This window comes from Vibrio sp. HENC-03, from assembly GCF_000305755.2.
GTDB classification, from domain to species: domain Bacteria; phylum Pseudomonadota; class Gammaproteobacteria; order Enterobacterales; family Vibrionaceae; genus Vibrio; species Vibrio owensii.
The window spans coordinates 337,660-354,575 of the sequence record NZ_JH976124.1 but is presented as its reverse complement, the minus strand read 5'-3'; the positions used below and the strand labels follow the sequence as shown (position 1 = coordinate 354,575).

At 44.9% G+C, this 16,916-nt stretch carries 17 protein-coding genes; 10 read left to right on the top strand and 7 right to left on the bottom strand.

All coding sequences use genetic code 11. From position 1 onward, the window contains the following. Positions 1-76: 76 nt before the first annotated feature. From VCHENC03_RS10830 to VCHENC03_RS10855, 6 genes are all read left to right on the top strand, one after another. The gene (locus VCHENC03_RS10830) at positions 77-877 is read left to right on the top strand and encodes a PhzF family phenazine biosynthesis protein (RefSeq protein ID WP_009706430.1); all 801 of its coding nucleotides are present in this window, start codon (positions 77-79) and stop codon (positions 875-877) included. A gap of 4 nt (positions 878-881) precedes the next feature. Then, positions 882-1,301 carry a VOC family protein gene (locus VCHENC03_RS10835; protein WP_009706429.1) on the top strand — a complete coding sequence of 140 codons (420 nt, stop codon included), beginning with the start codon at positions 882-884 and terminating at the stop codon, positions 1,299-1,301. A 236-nt stretch (positions 1,302-1,537) separates the two neighbouring features. Continuing rightward, positions 1,538-3,211, top strand: coding sequence for an LruC domain-containing protein (locus VCHENC03_RS10840; protein ID WP_009706428.1), 1,674 nt, complete (start codon positions 1,538-1,540; stop codon positions 3,209-3,211). A gap of 13 nt (positions 3,212-3,224) precedes the next feature. Next, complete coding sequence (locus VCHENC03_RS10845; RefSeq protein ID WP_009702257.1) at positions 3,225-3,683, top strand: hypothetical protein; 459 nt, start codon at positions 3,225-3,227, stop codon at positions 3,681-3,683. Between the two features lie 206 nt (positions 3,684-3,889). Next, positions 3,890-5,494 carry an ABC-F family ATPase gene (locus VCHENC03_RS10850; protein ID WP_078609968.1) on the top strand — a complete coding sequence of 535 codons (1,605 nt, stop codon included), beginning with the start codon at positions 3,890-3,892 and terminating at the stop codon, positions 5,492-5,494. Positions 5,495-5,658: 164 nt separating this feature from the next. Continuing rightward, the gene (locus tag VCHENC03_RS10855) at positions 5,659-6,090 is read left to right on the top strand and encodes a VF530 family DNA-binding protein (RefSeq protein ID WP_005436283.1); all 432 of its coding nucleotides are present in this window, start codon (positions 5,659-5,661) and stop codon (positions 6,088-6,090) included. Positions 6,091-6,206: 116 nt separating this feature from the next. On the opposite strand, the gene VCHENC03_RS10860 is transcribed toward VCHENC03_RS10855, so the two are convergent. Further along, positions 6,207-7,157 (bottom strand): LysR family transcriptional regulator, encoded by a 951-nt coding sequence (locus VCHENC03_RS10860; protein WP_009706427.1) that lies wholly within the window; start codon positions 7,155-7,157, stop codon positions 6,207-6,209. A gap of 148 nt (positions 7,158-7,305) precedes the next feature. Here VCHENC03_RS10860 and VCHENC03_RS10865 point away from each other — a divergent pair, with 148 nt between their 5' ends. Beyond that, positions 7,306-7,848, top strand: coding sequence for an NADPH-dependent FMN reductase (locus VCHENC03_RS10865; RefSeq protein WP_009706426.1), 543 nt, complete (start codon positions 7,306-7,308; stop codon positions 7,846-7,848). Positions 7,849-8,028: 180 nt separating this feature from the next. Beyond that, a complete protein-coding gene (locus tag VCHENC03_RS10870; protein WP_009706425.1) occupies positions 8,029-8,814 on the top strand; it encodes a hypothetical protein in 786 nt (261 codons plus the stop codon). Positions 8,815-8,887: 73 nt separating this feature from the next. On the opposite strand, the gene VCHENC03_RS10875 is transcribed toward VCHENC03_RS10870, so the two are convergent. After that, positions 8,888-9,772, bottom strand: a complete 885-nt coding sequence (locus VCHENC03_RS10875; protein ID WP_009706424.1) for a LysR family transcriptional regulator — start codon at positions 9,770-9,772, stop codon at positions 8,888-8,890. Positions 9,773-9,870: 98 nt separating this feature from the next. On the opposite strand from VCHENC03_RS10875, the gene VCHENC03_RS27825 reads away from it, so the two are divergent. Continuing rightward, positions 9,871-10,041, top strand: coding sequence for a hypothetical protein (locus tag VCHENC03_RS27825; RefSeq protein WP_009706423.1), 171 nt, complete (start codon positions 9,871-9,873; stop codon positions 10,039-10,041). Positions 10,042-10,100: 59 nt separating this feature from the next. On the opposite strand, the gene VCHENC03_RS10880 is transcribed toward VCHENC03_RS27825, so the two are convergent. The 3 genes from VCHENC03_RS10880 to VCHENC03_RS10890 all read right to left on the bottom strand — a co-directional run bounded on the left by VCHENC03_RS10880 (position 10,101) and on the right by VCHENC03_RS10890 (position 13,637). After that, on the bottom strand, positions 10,101-11,834 hold the full coding sequence (locus VCHENC03_RS10880) for an ABC-F family ATP-binding cassette domain-containing protein (RefSeq protein WP_009706422.1): 1,734 nt from the start codon (positions 11,832-11,834) through the stop codon (positions 10,101-10,103). A 340-nt stretch (positions 11,835-12,174) separates the two neighbouring features. Continuing rightward, a complete protein-coding gene (locus tag VCHENC03_RS10885) occupies positions 12,175-12,606 on the bottom strand; it encodes a DUF2000 domain-containing protein (RefSeq protein ID WP_009706421.1) in 432 nt (143 codons plus the stop codon). 215 nt (positions 12,607-12,821) lie between these two features. After that, a complete protein-coding gene (locus VCHENC03_RS10890; RefSeq protein ID WP_009706420.1) occupies positions 12,822-13,637 on the bottom strand; it encodes an enoyl-CoA hydratase/isomerase family protein in 816 nt (271 codons plus the stop codon). A gap of 187 nt (positions 13,638-13,824) precedes the next feature. Between VCHENC03_RS10890 and VCHENC03_RS10895 the strand changes: the two genes are divergently transcribed. Next, positions 13,825-14,775 (top strand): LysR family transcriptional regulator, encoded by a 951-nt coding sequence (locus VCHENC03_RS10895; protein ID WP_009706419.1) that lies wholly within the window; start codon positions 13,825-13,827, stop codon positions 14,773-14,775. 85 nt (positions 14,776-14,860) lie between these two features. Here VCHENC03_RS10895 and VCHENC03_RS10900 read toward each other — a convergent pair whose 3' ends face one another. After that, entirely contained in the window at positions 14,861-15,856 is a 996-nt protein-coding gene (locus tag VCHENC03_RS10900; protein WP_009706418.1) for a linear amide C-N hydrolase, read from the bottom strand. Positions 15,857-15,934: 78 nt separating this feature from the next. Next, positions 15,935-16,837 carry a LysR family transcriptional regulator gene (locus VCHENC03_RS10905; protein WP_009706417.1) on the bottom strand — a complete coding sequence of 301 codons (903 nt, stop codon included), beginning with the start codon at positions 16,835-16,837 and terminating at the stop codon, positions 15,935-15,937. Positions 16,838-16,916 lie beyond the last annotated feature (79 nt).

Sequence of the window (16,916 nt, the reverse complement as noted above, 5' to 3'; positions counted from 1 at the left end):
CATGCATTGTCGCTTTACCATGAAACCGATAAGCTGTTTGGCACCTTGCCAAAATAGCAGTATTAGGAAGCGCATCATGGATCTCGATATCTACCAAGTGGACTCTTTCACCACCGAACCTTTTAAAGGAAACCCTGCTGGAGTCTGTCTCTCACAAGGACCGTTACCAGAGGCATTGATGTTCTCTATCGCTGAAGAAATGGCGGTATCAGAAACCGCTTTTCTCTGTTTGAAAGACATGCGACTGCGTTGGTTCACACCTAAAGTCGAAGTGGCGTTATGTGGTCATGGCACATTAGCCACAGCGCAAATCTTAAAAGAACAAGGATTAGCGAAGGTTGGCGATACTATTGCCTTTCAAACTCTCTCTGGTGAGCTTCATGCAAAAGTAAACGAGTCGACAATTGAGCTCGATTTTCCTTCGACTCATCTAGAAATGGATGTTGAGCAAGACGCTACGTTGCTAGCGGCACTTGGATTGAAAGCGGAGCAAGTGGTTTCTTACGCTCAGTTTGACAGCAAAGGCTTTATTGAAGTCGACAGTGAACAAACCGTGTTGGAACTCGAGCCTAACTTTGATGCACTAAAGAACATTCAAGGGCGCGGCGTGGTGATCACTGCTCAATCGAATTCCCCGGAGCTTGACTTTATCTCGCGCTACTTCGCCCCTTGGGTGGGCGTGAACGAAGATCCTGTTACGGGCTCAGCCCACTGCGCACTGACTCAGTTTTGGGCGCAGAAGCTTGGTCAAAATCAGTTCCGCGCTTATCAAGCGTCGGCACGTGGCGGCCACTTACAAACCGAACTGCTTGAAAACGGACGCATTAAACTGATTGGCTCCGCAAAGACGGTAATCAGCGGAAAACTAAAGGTATAACGCGATGAAACAATCCATTATCCATATTGCTTTGGTAGTAAAAGATTACGATGAAGCGATTGATTTTTATGTGAATAAGCTGAAGTTTGAGCTGGTGGAAGATACGTACCAACCAGAGCAAGATAAGCGCTGGGTTGTGGTTTCTCCACCGGGTTCCAATGGTGTGACATTATTGCTAGCCAAAGCGTCAAAGCCAGAGCAGCATGACTTCATCGGTAACCAAACTGGTGGACGTGTGTTCCTATTTTTAAACACCGATGACTTCTGGCGCGACTACAACCGAATGGTAGAGCAGGGAATTAAGTTTGTTCGCCCGCCAGCGGAGCAAGACTACGGCACAGTCGCCGTATTTGAAGATCTCTATGGCAACCTGTGGGACTTGCTAGAGATGAGCCCAAGCCACCCAATGGCGTCGCGTTCATAGACTCAAATTCATCGATATTAAGAGCGTCTTTCTGGGCGCTCGTTTTGTTTCAGGTGTCTGCTTCTCGCATTTGTTTCTTCTCTTCCCATTTCGCTTCACTTTGCCTATCAGCTTAATTCTCAAAATGAGAATGATATTTAAATCAATATAACCATATGTTTTTAAATGAGGTAATTTCGGCATCATATTTGCGTTAACCCTCTACGACCAACGATTCAGTTGATGAGGGGAATAACATGAAAGCAGGGAAACTTATTGCGCTAACCAGTTGCTGCGTATCGATGTCCGGATACGCGCTCACTACCAGTGATTTATCGTTCGAATCAGGCAGTGACAATGCAAACTACACCATCAAAGGAAAACCATTAGAGACCACTTCTATTGCTGAAACCTTACCTCAGGATACGCTGACGAATGTGTACTCGATGCTTCCTGAAGGGACTTACGTTAACAGTGCGTTTATTGCACCGGAACGCTATTCAAACATTGATATCGATGACGAGCTCGATGGCGCTGAGTACGCGACGGCCTCAGTGACGTTTCTTAATGAGGGGGCTGGCTATCGAAATTCACTAGGCTATTTTGTCTACGACACCAATAATCCGCCAACCAGTAAAGACGATATCGAAACGCACATGGTTATTTTCCCAAATGCTTCGAAAGCGCCAGATGGTGACATGCAGGAAGGTGACACTATCGATCTCGATGTGCAGTTAACCGCGGGTCAGACGCTTGCGTTTTTCGTCATCCCGAATGGTTGGTATGTGAGTACCTATAACAACATTCCTTACCTTGGTCCTTGGAACACACCTTTTTACAGCTTATCCAGTTTGAATCCAGAGACGACCGCCAATTACCGCCGCCATAACGTTGCATTCTTGGATACCGAGAATGAATTTTTGGTGCTTGGTTTTGAAGACATTCGCCGTCCGAGTGGTGATAACGACTTCAACGATTTGATTTTTACCGTTGACATTTCACCTTTCTCGGCGGTGGATGGTGTGAACACCGATGGCACTACTGACTCGAAATACGAAGTGTTGGTCCAAGAGAACAACCCAGAGGTCACAGTGACGTCGGTTTACCCAAGCTCCGATACTTATGCGACGATGGCATTCGAAGACCGATGGCCGTTAATGGGTGACTACGACTTCAACGATGTGGTGTGGCGCTATCGTGTGACCGAACTTTTGAATGGTCAACGTGAATTGAAGACCATTACCGTTGATTACACCCTACAAGCAATGGGGGCGGGTTATTCCAATGGTTTTGCGGTGAAGCTGCCTAATGTGGATTCGTCCAACGTGGCATCGGTAACGGTGACCAAAAATGGTCAAGCAGTGGAACATACGGTGCTTCAATCTGGCAGCGAAACTGTGTTGGTGGTATCGGAGGATTTAAGAGCTGAACTGGATGCGCTTGGGGTTTTGACATCAGGTTGTACTTACTATCGTACTCAGAGCAATTGTTTGAATCAGCAGGCGACCGACATCCTCAGCTACCAGATGGTGGTCGAACTGACCACGCCAGTCGCACGAGATCAAATTGGTTACCCGCCATATGACTCATTCATCTTTGCGGCAGAAGGTACGTACCACGGAGACTTTGTTGCGACCTTCCCGGGCATGACATGGCAAACCCACTTTAAGACATTCTCAGGCACTGGGGATATGAATAACGCATTGTTCAATCTGCATGATGATGACACAGGCGGCTCGGAATACTTCCTAACCAGCAACAACATGCCTTGGGCAATCAACATTCGCGATGAATGGGATCACCCAACCGAGAACACAGATATCAGCCATGCCTACACCGGGTTCCCAACTTGGGTAACCAGCAGTGGCGAAACGGACACCAGTTGGTACAACGCGCCAGCGAGTGGCAAAGTTATCTCAGCAACGGAATAGCAAGGAGCATCACATGAATACTTCGACAAAACTTCTGACCATCATGTTTGCTTCAACCTTAGTCGCTGCTTGTGGAGGCGGTGGTGGCGGAGGTGGTGGCTCTTCAACCCCAGCTCCTGCGCCAGTGGTGGATGAGACTGATGACACGCAAGACATTGTGGCACAACGTGACTTTTCCTTTGATGTTGGCGAGACCATTACCTTGTCCATGAACTACCAAGGGGCTTCTGATGGTGCATTGCATCTCTACACCAAAGAGGCATTTACGGCGGAAAACGGCGATGTGATTGCAGACCCAATGTCACGCATCACTACTATTTATCCGACCCGAACCAATCAGGTTGAGTTAGAGGTGAATGGCAATTGGACCAAGTTGTACGCGCAATGGGTCCCAATGAATGCTGGTGAATCTGAGAAGAACTGGGTGATTTCGTTGAATCAATCCAACAACAATTACCATCTCGATTTTTAATCCAAGATGTCGTTAATAAGCAAAGCGTGGTTAAAGCCACGCTTTATTTTTGATAAAAATCCTTCGCAACATTCGCGTGATCTATATCACCTATTGAACGAATCAGATAGAATGGCGGCCACTTTCAATATGCCCTTTTCTAACCGTATCTCGAAAGTGAATTAACAACTTGTTATTTAAAAGAAATTTCCTTCGAGGACGCCGCTATCATTAGTACAAACAATATCACCATGCAATTTGGTGCCGAGCCACTGTTCGAAAATATCTCTGCTAAGTTTGGCAACGGCAACCGTTATGGTCTGATTGGCGCAAACGGCTGTGGTAAGTCGACATTTATGAAAATCCTGAGCGGAGCACTCGCGCCAAGCTCGGGCAACGTTTCCATTACTCCGGGGCTGAAACTGGGCGTATTGAGCCAAGATCAGTTTGCGTTCGAGCAATACAGTGTGATTGATGCTGTGATCATGGGCGACCGCAAGCTTTGGGAAGTGAAGCAGGAACGTGACCGCATCTATTCATTACCAGAAATGAGTGAAGAAGACGGCATGAAAGTCGCTGAGCTGGAAAGCGAATTCGCAGAAATGGACGGCTACACAGCAGAAAGCCGTGCTGGCGATATTTTGCTTCAAGCGGGTATTGAAGAAGAGCTGCATTTTGGTTTGATGCAGCAAGTTGCTCCGGGCTGGAAACTGCGTGTGCTTTTGGCGCAAGCTCTGTTTGCTAACCCAGATATTTTGCTGCTTGACGAACCAACCAACAACTTGGATATTCACACCATCAACTGGCTAGCGGAAGAGTTGAACCAACGTAAGTGTACAATGATCATCATCTCGCACGACCGTCACTTCCTAAACTCTGTGTGTACTCACATGGCAGATATCGATTACGGCGAACTGCGCATTTACCCTGGTAACTATGAATACTTCCTTGAGGCATCTGGCCTTCGTCGTGAGCAGTTACTGGCTTCCAACGCGAAGAAAACCGCTGAAATCAATGAACTTCAAGAATTCGTAAACCGTTTTGGTGCGAATGCATCGAAAGCAAAACAAGCCAGTTCTCGCGCGAAGAAGATGGAAAAAATCCAACTCGACGAAGTGAAAGCAAGTAGCCGTGTTAGCCCATCGATTGATTTCGGTGAGGGTAAAAAACTGCATCGTTTAGCATTGGAACTGCAAGACCTTGGTCACTCGTTTGGTGATGAGCTGTTGTTTGAAAAAGGCAACTTGTTACTCGAAGCAGGCACTCGCCTTGCGATCATCGGTGAAAACGGTGTGGGTAAAACGACCTTGCTACGTTGTCTAGTGAACGAGCTAGAGCAAACTCAGGGCGTAGTAAAGTGGTCTGAAAACGCTTCAATTGGTTATTGCCCACAGGACAGCAGTGCAGACTTCGATAATGATCTGACCATCTTTGAGTGGATCTCTCAGTGGCGTACCGTGAAGCACAATGACTTAATGGTGCGTGGCATTCTAGGTCGCTTGTTGTTTACCGCTGACGATGCCAACAAAAAAGCGAAAAACTGCTCGGGTGGTGAGAAGAACCGCCTGCTGTTTGGTAAGCTAATGATGCAAGACATCAACGTTTTGGTGATGGATGAGCCAACCAACCACATGGATATGGAAGCGATTGAAGCGTTAAACAGCGCGTTAAAAGACTACACTGGCACTTTGATCTTTGTTAGTCATGACCGTGAGTTTGTATCGTCATTGGCGACTTCAATCATTGATGTAAAAGACAAACAGTTGGTGAGTTTCCAAGGTACGTTTGAAGAGTACATGGCGCACCAACAAAAGGTGCTTAGCGCTGCGTAACCAAGCGCCGATCATCGTGAATAATTGGACGTAAAGATCGTCTTTGAGACGAAGAATACAACATATTATTCGCAATAGTGATTTAATCTAAACCTAATAGAGGTAGGTGGTGAGTACAACGCTCGCCACCCACAATTAAGGAGCCGTTCATGAGCCATGAATTTATGACCGACGAAGAACGTATTGAACTGCAGAAGAACAACCCTCTGCACGGTCTTAAATTAGAAGACATGTTGCAGCAGCTTGTTGACCATTACGGTTGGGAAATCCTCGACACAGCAATGCGTATGAACTGTTTCAACACCAAGCCAAGTATTGCGAGCAGTGTTAAGTACCTGAAGAAAACAGAATGGGCTCGCGAGCGTGTAGAGAATTTCTACCTATACCGCTACAAGCGCATGCCAAAGGCATCTGAATACGAATACAACCTGCCACCACGCGCACGTACTTTCCGTCATGGATTGGAGCCGCGTGAACCAATGGAGCTGACGGTAGAATCGATTCTGGCTTCACAAGCTAAGGCAGCGTCTGCGCACAAAGAGCGTTCAGCAAAGCAACGCTCAGATCGTGCTCGCTTTAATAACCGCCGTCGATAAACTTTCAATTCTCTTGTTCTGTAGGCTTGATATCTAAGAGCAAGGATGATTTTGATGAAAAGCCTAACTATCCAGTTTGGCTTTTTTATTGTCTTTTCTTTGGCTAAACCTCGTTATCAAGACCCTAGCTTGATAATCGAAGAGTACATCTGCTGCGGATCTGACTGACGGCTGAATCGCGCTTGGAAGCTCTCCACCACATAATCAATAAAGGCTCGTAACTTTTGCGATTGCTCTTTGTGGTAAGGGTAGACGATATACAGCGCGTGCTTTTCCATCTGCCATTCAGGAGTAATTTCAACCAATTCACCTGAAGTTAATTGGGGTTCAACAAAGAAATCCGGTAGTAGGGCAACACCGAGTCCAGCACATGCCGCTTGGGTAAGCGCAAGACCACTGTTTACCATATAAACACAAGGCGGAATCGCAACATCTAAAATCTGATTGCCGTTATTGAAAGTCCAACGACGTGAGGCTGAAGACAGGCTGTAACTCAGTAGCCGATGATTAACCACATCGCTAGGAGTGAGGAAGGGTGCTGATGCCTCCAAGTAACTCGGAGAGGCACAAAGCACACGTCGAATGTCTAGCAGCTTTCGCGAACGTAAAGTTGAATTTCCAAGCTCTTCTCCCCCACGAATGGCGATATCAACCCCTTGTTCAATCAAATCGAGGTGCTCGTCACTCATGATTACCTCTATGGAAAGTTCTGGATGCAGCTTCATAAACTCGCAAATGATAGGGTTTAGCTCAATCAACCCCAATGACATCGGCATGCTGACTTTTAGCGTGCCCTTTAATGTGTGCGAAGACTCGATCACTGAACGATCGGCATTGTTGAGTGCGTCGAGAACCTGACACACTTGCTGATAATAGAGCTGACCATTATCAGTAATGTGCAAATTGCGTGTAGTACGGTTAATCAAAGGGCTTTTCAAATAGCTCTCTAATTCATTGATGTTCTTACTTATTGCGGCTTTTGAAAGATTTAAATCTTCTGCAGCCGCGACGAAGCTACCTAGCTCCACTACTCGACGAAATACGGTTAGTGCTCTGATCTTATCCATGTAATTGATACCTTGAACTTATTATTGTTCACGATTGGTGAACTATATAGACACTATTATAGAGTTTATTCACTGATTGGAGTTAATTAATATCACCTCATTCAATGAGTGCCCCGCTGAGTAGGGGCAGCGTAACTAGGATTCCACTATGAAAAAGATCGTCGCATTTACCGGTAGCAACAACAGCCAATCAATCCACAGCCTATTGGTTCAAGCGCTGGCAAACCAAGCTACACAAACAGAAGTAAACACCATTGACCTAAACGACTTTGAATTGCCAATGTACGGTGTGGACGTTGAAGGTCAGGGTATCCCAGAAAACGCACACAAACTGCGTGCAACGTTAAACGACTACGATGCGATCATCATTGCATCACCAGAACACAACGGCTCAATGCCAGCATTCCTGAAAAATGCGATCGATTGGCTGTCACGTGTTGCACCTCAAGGTACATCTTTCTTTGGTGACACTAAGAAACCAGTTCTGCTAGTGAGCACATCTCCAGGTGCAAACGGTGGCGCAACTAATATCAAAACCATGGCTGAGTTGATGCCTTGGTGGGGCGGCGATGTAAAAGGCACTTACAGCTTGGGTGGCTTCTACGACAAGTTCCAAGACGGTGAATTTGACGCTGCGACCTCGGCAGAACTGAGCGAGTTAATGGCCTCTTTCGAACATGCTATTAATTAGTTTTATTATATTTCTATACAAACTATTTAATTACTAACTTAGTTGCTATTAAATTAGTAATAGCAACAGGTTGTTCCTTAAATTCTACATTTTAAATTTGAAGTTATATCTTGCTATAAAAATTTATAGTGAGTGGTGTTTTTTGTTCGTAAATATAAAAATAATATAAAGGTGTATACTATGAATATTATTAAATATCCTATATTAGCGCTAAGTGTTTTAGCCTCTATTCCTGCTGTCTCTCAAGAAAATAAAGATGAAAAACTGCAAGATATGTCTGATCCACTTGCGGTATATACACAAGCTGGTTTTGGTATCAGTGATAAAGGCATTAACATTAAAGTCGGCCAAGCCTATGACTCAAATAAGCCAAATACGCTTGCTATGAATGTTATTGAAGTGAAGGGTATTGGTGGTGACTTATTGGGTATCAGAGACAACGATGATCCACTATACAAGGGAGTAGATGATAGTATTGACTCACTTCGACTTCGTAACTTTCAATCCGACTTAACTACAGGTCGAGGCCGTCAAATCGATATCAATTATGATGTTGATAACGACAGACTTGATGCCTCTTATAGCTATGTCCAATCGCTTCCTAAATTTGGTATTGTACAACTCTACCCTCTTGGTGGTGTCGGTGTGACGGTCGCAAACGATTACAGTGGTGAAGACAATGGTTATGAAATTCCGGGCACGTTTATGGTGGTTGGTATGTACTCTAAAATCGACATCACAGATAAAATCTGGATTAACTACAACCCAATGTACATGCACACATTATCTGGCTCGAGTGATTACAAAGATAATTATTATGCTGAAGAGAAAGATATTCTAACCCATGAGTTTACGCTTTCTTACCAATTAAATAAAAGATCGAATATTCGTTACTATGCAAACTGGAGTGAAAACGTTGACTTTAATGATGGTGATCATCGCATCGAATACAACTATCAATTTTAACTACTAGTTTTTATTGATAATAGTTTAAAGTTGACTATTGAAGTAAATATATATGGATATTCTCTTTTTATCATTAATGTTGTTGCTTGGGTTGTACGCTAGGATAGAAATCCAAGCAACGTTCAGTAAGCCACTGCATAACAGGACCTGCTTCTTTTGCTTTGCTCGTCACACGGTCAATTTGTAAAAGCCAATCTTTCTCTTCCCCTTGTAGCTTAAGGGGAACGATATCTGAGTGTTTTTGAAACAGGTGATCAGGTATCAAGCTCCAGTTATTATTCAGTTTTATCAACTCTACTAGGGTTTCTAAGTCATTCACTTTGGTTAGTGAATTAGACAAGTTTGCGTTGTAGTGAGCAGGGTAGTCTTTTAATACGATTTGCCGATACGCCTTAAGTGCTTCAAAAGAAACTGAGTCTTCAGTCAGTAGTGGATGTGATTGATGCACGGCGATAGAAAACGGCACGTAACCAATCGAACCTAAAATCACGTTCTTAGGCTGTGTGCTGCCCCACAACATAAAACCGATATCCACTTCATTACTTGCGACGGCATCAGCAATGTCATTGTTTTTCAAGACATTGAGATTGAGCTCGGTGTGCGGGAATTGCTGATAAAATTCCTCAATCACGCCAAAAAACTGCGGTGTTAGTAAAAGCGCATTGATCCCTATCGAGATCCTGTCTTCTACTCCCACATTGAACGTTTGCAGCATATTTTGTACGTGTTGCGCATGCTCTAACAAGGAGAGGGCTTGAGCATGCAGTCGCTCGCCTTGTGCCGTCAAGGTAGGCAATCGAGAAGTACGATCAAAGATGGTCAGTCCTGTGTCGATTTCCAAGTTTGAAATCGTAGTACTGACCGCAGACTGTGCTTTACCAAGCTTTCTTGCCGCCGCAGAAAACGAACCACACTCCACGCACATGACTAACGTTTCAAGTTGTTGAAGATTGAACATAACGATGTATCTAATTTTTAGATGGTATCCAACTATATCTTATAAAAAGTTTAGATGACAATCGCTCCATTAATCGTTAAGTACAAGTAGAGAATAAGATGAGTAACAATCAATCTGCGGAATTATCGGATACACAAAAGGAACTTGAAGCATTGCGTGAACGCTTGCGTCAAAACACTCAGACCATGCAAAGTTCGGCTCAGAAATCAGACGTTAACGAAATGATGTCTGGCGTGATTAAGACCGTGGCGACGTTCGAAAAAGACTAATAAGCTCTTTCCTAGAAAGTAGAAAGCAGAAAGGCACCAATTGATGGTGCCTTTTGTTTTTATAGCTGCGCTGTAATTTCCTCTATCTCTTGTTGCCACTGCTTTTGCATCGCTGGTTTTTGATGTTTGGGTTTTCGCCCCAAATCGGCTTCCAGCAAGCCTTCCAGTTCCAACAGTCTTTCCAGCATTTGCTCTTCGGATTGCTCATCAGATGCATTTGTATCCATCGACATTACTTCATTGCAATGATGCGATATGGCTGATTTCGGTGCAGTATCAGTTACGCGTTGATATACCTCTTCTGCGCTTAAATACTCCTTCAGTAAGCCATTTTCAATAAACCAGAATCGATTACAGCTCTGCTCTATCAGGCTTCGGTCGTGACTCACCAATAAGGCGGCACCCTCGAAGTTTTGCAAAGTTTCAATCAACTCCTCTTTGCCTTCCATATCCAAATGGTTGGTCGGTTCATCTAAAAACAACATGTGATAACGAGCGAGGGTTAAGCCCACAAAGAGCAGCCTTGCTCGTTCTCCACCACTTAGACTGATGACTTTCTGCTCGTGTCTTGCGTACTCAAATCCTGCACCAATTAGCGAACGTTTTGCCTGTTCATTACTGATGCTGGCAAACGACTGCAACGCATCCGTGATGGATTGATGATCGTCGAGTTGCCTTAGAGATTGATCGTAGTAACCCAAGCGACAACGATCGTGGAAAGTCACACTCTCATGTTGGTTGCCTAGGTCGGTTTGGATGACTTCATACTGACGATAAAGCAGGTTCAACAAAGTCGATTTACCGCAACCATTACTGCCTAGAACGGCAATTCGGTCGCCACTTTTCACGCGCATTTCTGCCATATCAAACAAGTGATAATCACTGTTTGGCGGCGTTACTGAGAAAGGTAGAACCTCTAACAGTCGATTTGCTGGCATTGACTCACCTTGAAGTTGTAGCGTCCACGGTGTGCCTTCTGTCAGTTCGGTTTGTTCTTCTTCTAAACGTTCTTTGCGTGCAAACATCGTCTTGGCTTTTCGAGCAAGATCTTCGTTGTCATAGACTTTGCCCCAAGTGGCTATACGCTTGGCGCTTTTCTCGATTCGGTCGATCTCTTTCTGCTCGCTGGCATGGCGAAGTTGATCGGTTTCATCTTTCTCTCTCAATGCTTGTCTTGCTTGAGAACAAGGCTGAGAGAAATGATGCAGAGACCGATCTCGCATGACCCAAGTAGTGTTGGTAACTCGATCGAGTAAGGTTTGATCGTGAGATACCAATACGAATGAGCCTTTCCAGTTTGATAGGAATTGCTCTAACCAAAGGAGCGATGGCAAGTCCAAGTGGTTGCTTGGTTCATCCAGAAGCAGTAAGTCAGGTTGATGGATAATCGCACGAGCAAGCAGGAGTCGCATTTGCTGACCACCGCTGCAATTCTCAACCGGCATGTGTCGTTCTGTGTTTGAAAATCCGAGTTCATCCAATAAGAGTTCGGCGCGCCAAATCTCATCATCGGATAAGGATTCCGCTAACGCGTCCAATACGGAATGTGTACTTAAAGACTCAGGTAAATGCTGCTCAACATAACGCATCAAACATGAGCTGGCTTTGGCAACCGTGCCTTGGCTTGGCTCAAATTGACCGCTAAGCAGTTTGAGTAGGGAGCTTTTACCACAGCCGTTATGACCGATAAGACCAATTTTGTCGCCACGATGAATCGTAAACGTTAGATCTTTGAAGATTGGTGTTGCTGTGTGAGAAAGGGTTAGTGATTGTGCAGTTAAAAAAGTACTCATAGTGTTCTCAAGAATTTTGGGCGTAAGACGCCGTTGTCATAGCTGACAATAATTCTTCGAGCTTGAGGGAAAGTACTCGGGTGACGTGTTTTCGTCGAAAGGTAATTATTCGCTCAAGTCGAGATTATCGCAGCGCGAAATCTGAAACTCTTGAGCGGTCCTTCATGCCATAAAAACGTGGGTTGATTGAACACCACAAAGACATAAATTCCTCCTTAATTTCGTTGTAAGTGTTGCCACTTTTGGTTGATAGATGCGCTAGATTCTAACCCTAAAAGTGGCAATGTACAGATAGCTTGATGAAAAAATGATGAGAGGATCACCAAGGCATCACGTGCTTTTAGCGATATAAGCTGAATTTCTTGGTCAATTCTCGAAGCGTTTCAGTCTCGCCGAACAAACAAATGCCTAAATATTCTAGCTCTGCTTCTGATGTGTTTTTGGTGGTTTGCTGTTGTACTTCAGAGCCTCCTTCTACCATGGTGTGAGTAAAATCGGAGAAGGGGATGCCTCTATCGAGTGCTTCTTGGCGAAGCTTTCTGATTTTGTTGGAGTTGTCCGCTCTCAAGACGATAAACGGATAGTGGGAGATGTTTGGATGAACATTGCCGTCGAGGTCGCGATAGTCGGTGTAGACTGCGTCTCCATCAGAAAGTTGATTGGCAAGGCTTACACTCAAGTGTCCTAATACGTTAACGGCGCGTCCCACCTCGACTTTTTTACTGATTACGGCAACAAATCGTTTTTGGTTTTCGTCGGGAAGTTGATTCATGGAGGACCTCGTTTCTCTAATAATCTGGCTATTGTTTAACTGTCTCCATTGTATTTCCTCGCACGCGCAATTTTGTTTCTAACATTGTTGTCGGAAAGCCAAGTTTGCAATAAACGAATGATTTAATCGTTTTTCATGCAATAAGATTCCCCAGAGTTTGCAAATAGACAAGGCACCAACGGACTGTCGGTGCCTTAGGTCGAGTGAACCAAGTTCTATTGTTTGTTTAGCTCAGCCGCGGTATCAACAAAGATGCCTTGGATGTCTTTCGCTTCACGCTCTGTTTGACCACCGTGTTTTAGGAACGCGTCGATGATCGCTGCGGTTTTTTGCTCTTTTGCGCGCTCTAAGAAGTAACGCAATTCTAGCTCTGCACCTGCGTCTTCATCCTTGATAGAGGTTGCGATGATCTCTTTGTACATTACGATGTCACGCACTTCTAATTGGCTAATCACGCCCAATGTTGCCGCCAAGAATCCATCCAACTCTGCTTTAGGAACATACTGAGTAATGATGTTTAACTGCTCTGCTTGTTGTGCCGTAAAGTCGTTACCAAGTAGTAGTGCTTGAAGCGCTTTATTTTTGCCCATGCGACGAGCGAACTGCACCGCACCTTGACCACCCGTTGGGATGTTTACGTGAATCTCTGGCTGAGCAAATGCTGCGTTTTCAGTGCCGTAAGCCAAGTCACATGCCATCACAAACTCATTACCGCCGCCACGAGCCACACCATCAACCACAGCAACCGATATTTGTTTCATCGCTTTGATATTGGCAATCATGTGGTTGAATTCAATGGATGCTGCCTGACCACCTTGTGTGCCGTTGATAACGTTCAAATCTAAATGTGCCAAGAAGAAAGACTCATGAAGTGATTTGAATACCACCACTTTCGTATCGCGGTCATCTTTAAGCGATAGTACAAATTCGTTGATTTCATTAATCAAATTGATAGTCAGTACATTCACTGGTGGGTTGTTGATTTCAACAGTAGCGATGCCGTTTTGTTGTGTGATTGATAGAGTTTTCATAGCTGTTTCCTCAGCGTTAGTAAGATCAGTAGACCTCGGTAACGCGAATTTATTGGTTTGGTATTGAGGAGGTTTGTCTCTCTCCCGTTGTGTGCAGCTACTATAGATTTGTTATAAGATGAGAAAAATAAGCTAAATGGCACATAATTGGTGCTTTAATGGCAACAATTTTTTTTGGTAGGGCGTTATGGATTTCTCTAGTCGTTTATTGCTGCTACTTGAAGTGATCGAGCTTGGCTCGTTCACCAAGGTATCAGAACAGAAGAATGTGGATCGTTCGGTGATCTCAAAGCAGATCAGCCGTTTGGAAGAGGAGTTGGGTGTTCGATTGCTCAACCGAACTACGCGCTCCTTATCATTGACGGCAGCAGGGAGTGAAATGGTCAACCAAGCCAAATCCCTTCGGTCACTTCTCAGTGATACTCACCGTTTGGCGCAGAATTATCACGAAGAGCCTCGCGGTGTCTTGCGCATTACCAGCTCGACCATGTTCGGGCGTCAATACGTTCAAGATGCTATTTCGGTGTTCCAACAACAATACCCAGATGTGGAGTTTGAACTGCGCTTAGAAGATCGCATGGTGGATATGGTGCAAGAGGGCTTTGATATTGGCTTCCGCATCGGACGACCTAAAAACTCGAGCTTGATTACCCGTAAGATTGCGCGAAGTCGTCTGTTGATTGTTGCTGCCCCAGCGTTTTTAGAAAAACATGGTGAGGTGAACAGTCTTGAGAAATTGGAATCTTTACCCGCCACTATTTACGCCGCCCCAGGTCTGTTATTCGATAAATTCGGCTATCAAGATGAGCAAGGTAAACAACAGTACTTTCAGCTTAATGTCGCTTATAAAGTGAATGATGTGGAAATGTTGGCAAGGAGCGCAGCAGGAGGAAATACACTTGCTGTGGTAACCGCACAAATGGTTCAAGACGAAATCAAACAAGGCAAGCTAGTGCCGATCATGACGGACTTGAACATTGATGATTTCGGCACCTTCTATGCCGTGTACCCGCACCGAGATGCACCGATTAAAACCAAGTTATTTATCGACACACTCAAATCCATTGTGGGAGAAGAGACGCCCATTTGGGAAAAGAACATTCCAAACTTCGACAAGATGTATGGGCGAGGGAAGTAGTGGGTTTGGTGCTCGGACGAAAAAAGCACCGACATTGCGGTGCTTTTGTTTGAGTGCGAAATGGCACTCAGTATTTTGTTAGCGACTAGAACTTCGCCATAAATGATTTCGTCAGTGGTAGGCGGAAATCTTTGCCCATCATTTCATAAACGTTGAATTTCACCGTGTTCCAGTTTTCTTCAAAGTTGTATTCGAATACGCTGTCACCCGTATCCAAGCTTTGTGTCATGGTCCATTCTGTTGCGTAGCCAGACATACCATTGCCGTTGCCAAAGTCTTTGTATGGCGCATCCGCAGGTACGCGATAAGGAACTGTAGACAGCTTCATCATGCCGTTGGTGATGCTGGTAGGTTCCGTGAGTTTGCTCATAAAGTAGCTCGCGTGAATAAAGCGACTGTGTGAGTTACCGTTGCCAATGGAGCCATAGTCGGTATCACGACTCGCGTTTTCCCACGTTGGTTGAACCTTCTTGCGCATTTCGATGTGTTCTTTCATCGAAGGGTCGTTAGTCATTACCATCGCTTCTTCGCCGCGGTAGGTGTGCAAGCCGTCTTTATCCATTTCAATCACTAGACGGTCACCGCTTTTGTCTGTGACAGACCAGTGCAGTTTAATTTCAACGGGCATCCCCTCCATAGGGATAGATGCGTATTCCAATGTTGGTAGCGCTTTAACCACATCATCAACCGTTGCGTAGTTAGCTAGCAGGTATTCCGCGATGGTAAATTGCGTGACTTCTGACCCTGTTTCTGCCTTTTTCATGGTCATATCTGGATAGAACAGAGCGTTGACTTGCATGCCCTCGCTGTTTACGCCATCGGCCACCAACTCACCATAAGCCAGTACCGCAACCATGTTGTATTTCACCGTGTAGGTATTGCCTAGGCCATTACCTTGAAGCGAACGAATGTCGCCTTTGTTAATTGTACCTAGCACAGGTGAGGTTGATTCCATCCAATCCATCGTTCTAGAAGTGAAAGTGCCCAAGTCGGTATTCCATGCGACTGAGGTACAAGCGTGCGCTACACCAGTAGTAAGAGTGCCAGCAAGAAGGGCTAGGGTGATTGCTTTCAATTTCATAGTAACTCCGATTCATGTTTAGGAACGATTTGGAGTGTACGGTGGAAAACAAAAACACCTAAATCACGTTATGAGTATTCAACCCTCACTTGGAATGGTATGAACGTGGCTGTGTTCTTTAAACAGTCGAATCATTTCTCGCGTAACAGGACCGGCTAAGCGGTTGTGTTGCCAAAGGTTGATAGGAAACTGAAGCACGGCATGGAGTTCGTCTATCTCAATGGTCTGTAATTGCTGAGTTGATAAAAGGTCCTCCACGCAATGGGTAGGGACAATTGCCCAGCCATCACCTGCGACTAATAGGTTTTTGAGCACATTCACACTTTCGATTTGTTGGGCAAGATTCGATATCGTCAATGTTTGTGCGATGCCAGTATGGTGAAAATCCGCCATCAACAACTGCCTTGCTCGCTTTAGAGAGGTGAGGTCAACAATCTGATGTTGTTTAATAAATTCGCTGGTGGCACAAACAACAAAAGGAAGATTGAGCAGATAGGTGTAGCTGAATGCTGTCGTGGCATTGCCCGTTGGAACGAGCATGACAGCAAGGTCTGCGGCGTCTTGTTCGAACAGCGCTTTCGTTTCGTGATTGTTTTTGTGAAGCCAGTTCACTTTGACCAACGGGAATTTTTTGCGAACCCCAATCATCACATCTTGAATCAGTTTTCCCGGTACCAATTCACTATGGCAGATAGTAATTTGGCTCTCGTTCCCTTGTTCGGTGCTCTGACAAAGACGCTCAAAAGACTTGGTCGTTTCCGCGAGGTTTTTAGCATGTTGATACAGTGCTAAGCCTTCTTCCGTCAATTGAGGATAGCGTGTCGAACGGTCAAACAAGGTCATGTTGATTTCAATTTCGAGATTGGTGATCACCTGACCAAGCGTCGTGCGATGCTTATTTAATTGTTTTGCTGCAGCGCTAAAGGAGCCACATTCCGCAACAGCGACAAAGGCGGTGACTTGCTCATAACTGATGTGCATGATGGTTTGGTCCTACAAAAGTGTCTTATTCAAACCTAATGTAAGACCCCAACAGAGTCCAGACAGAGAAGAACAAGTT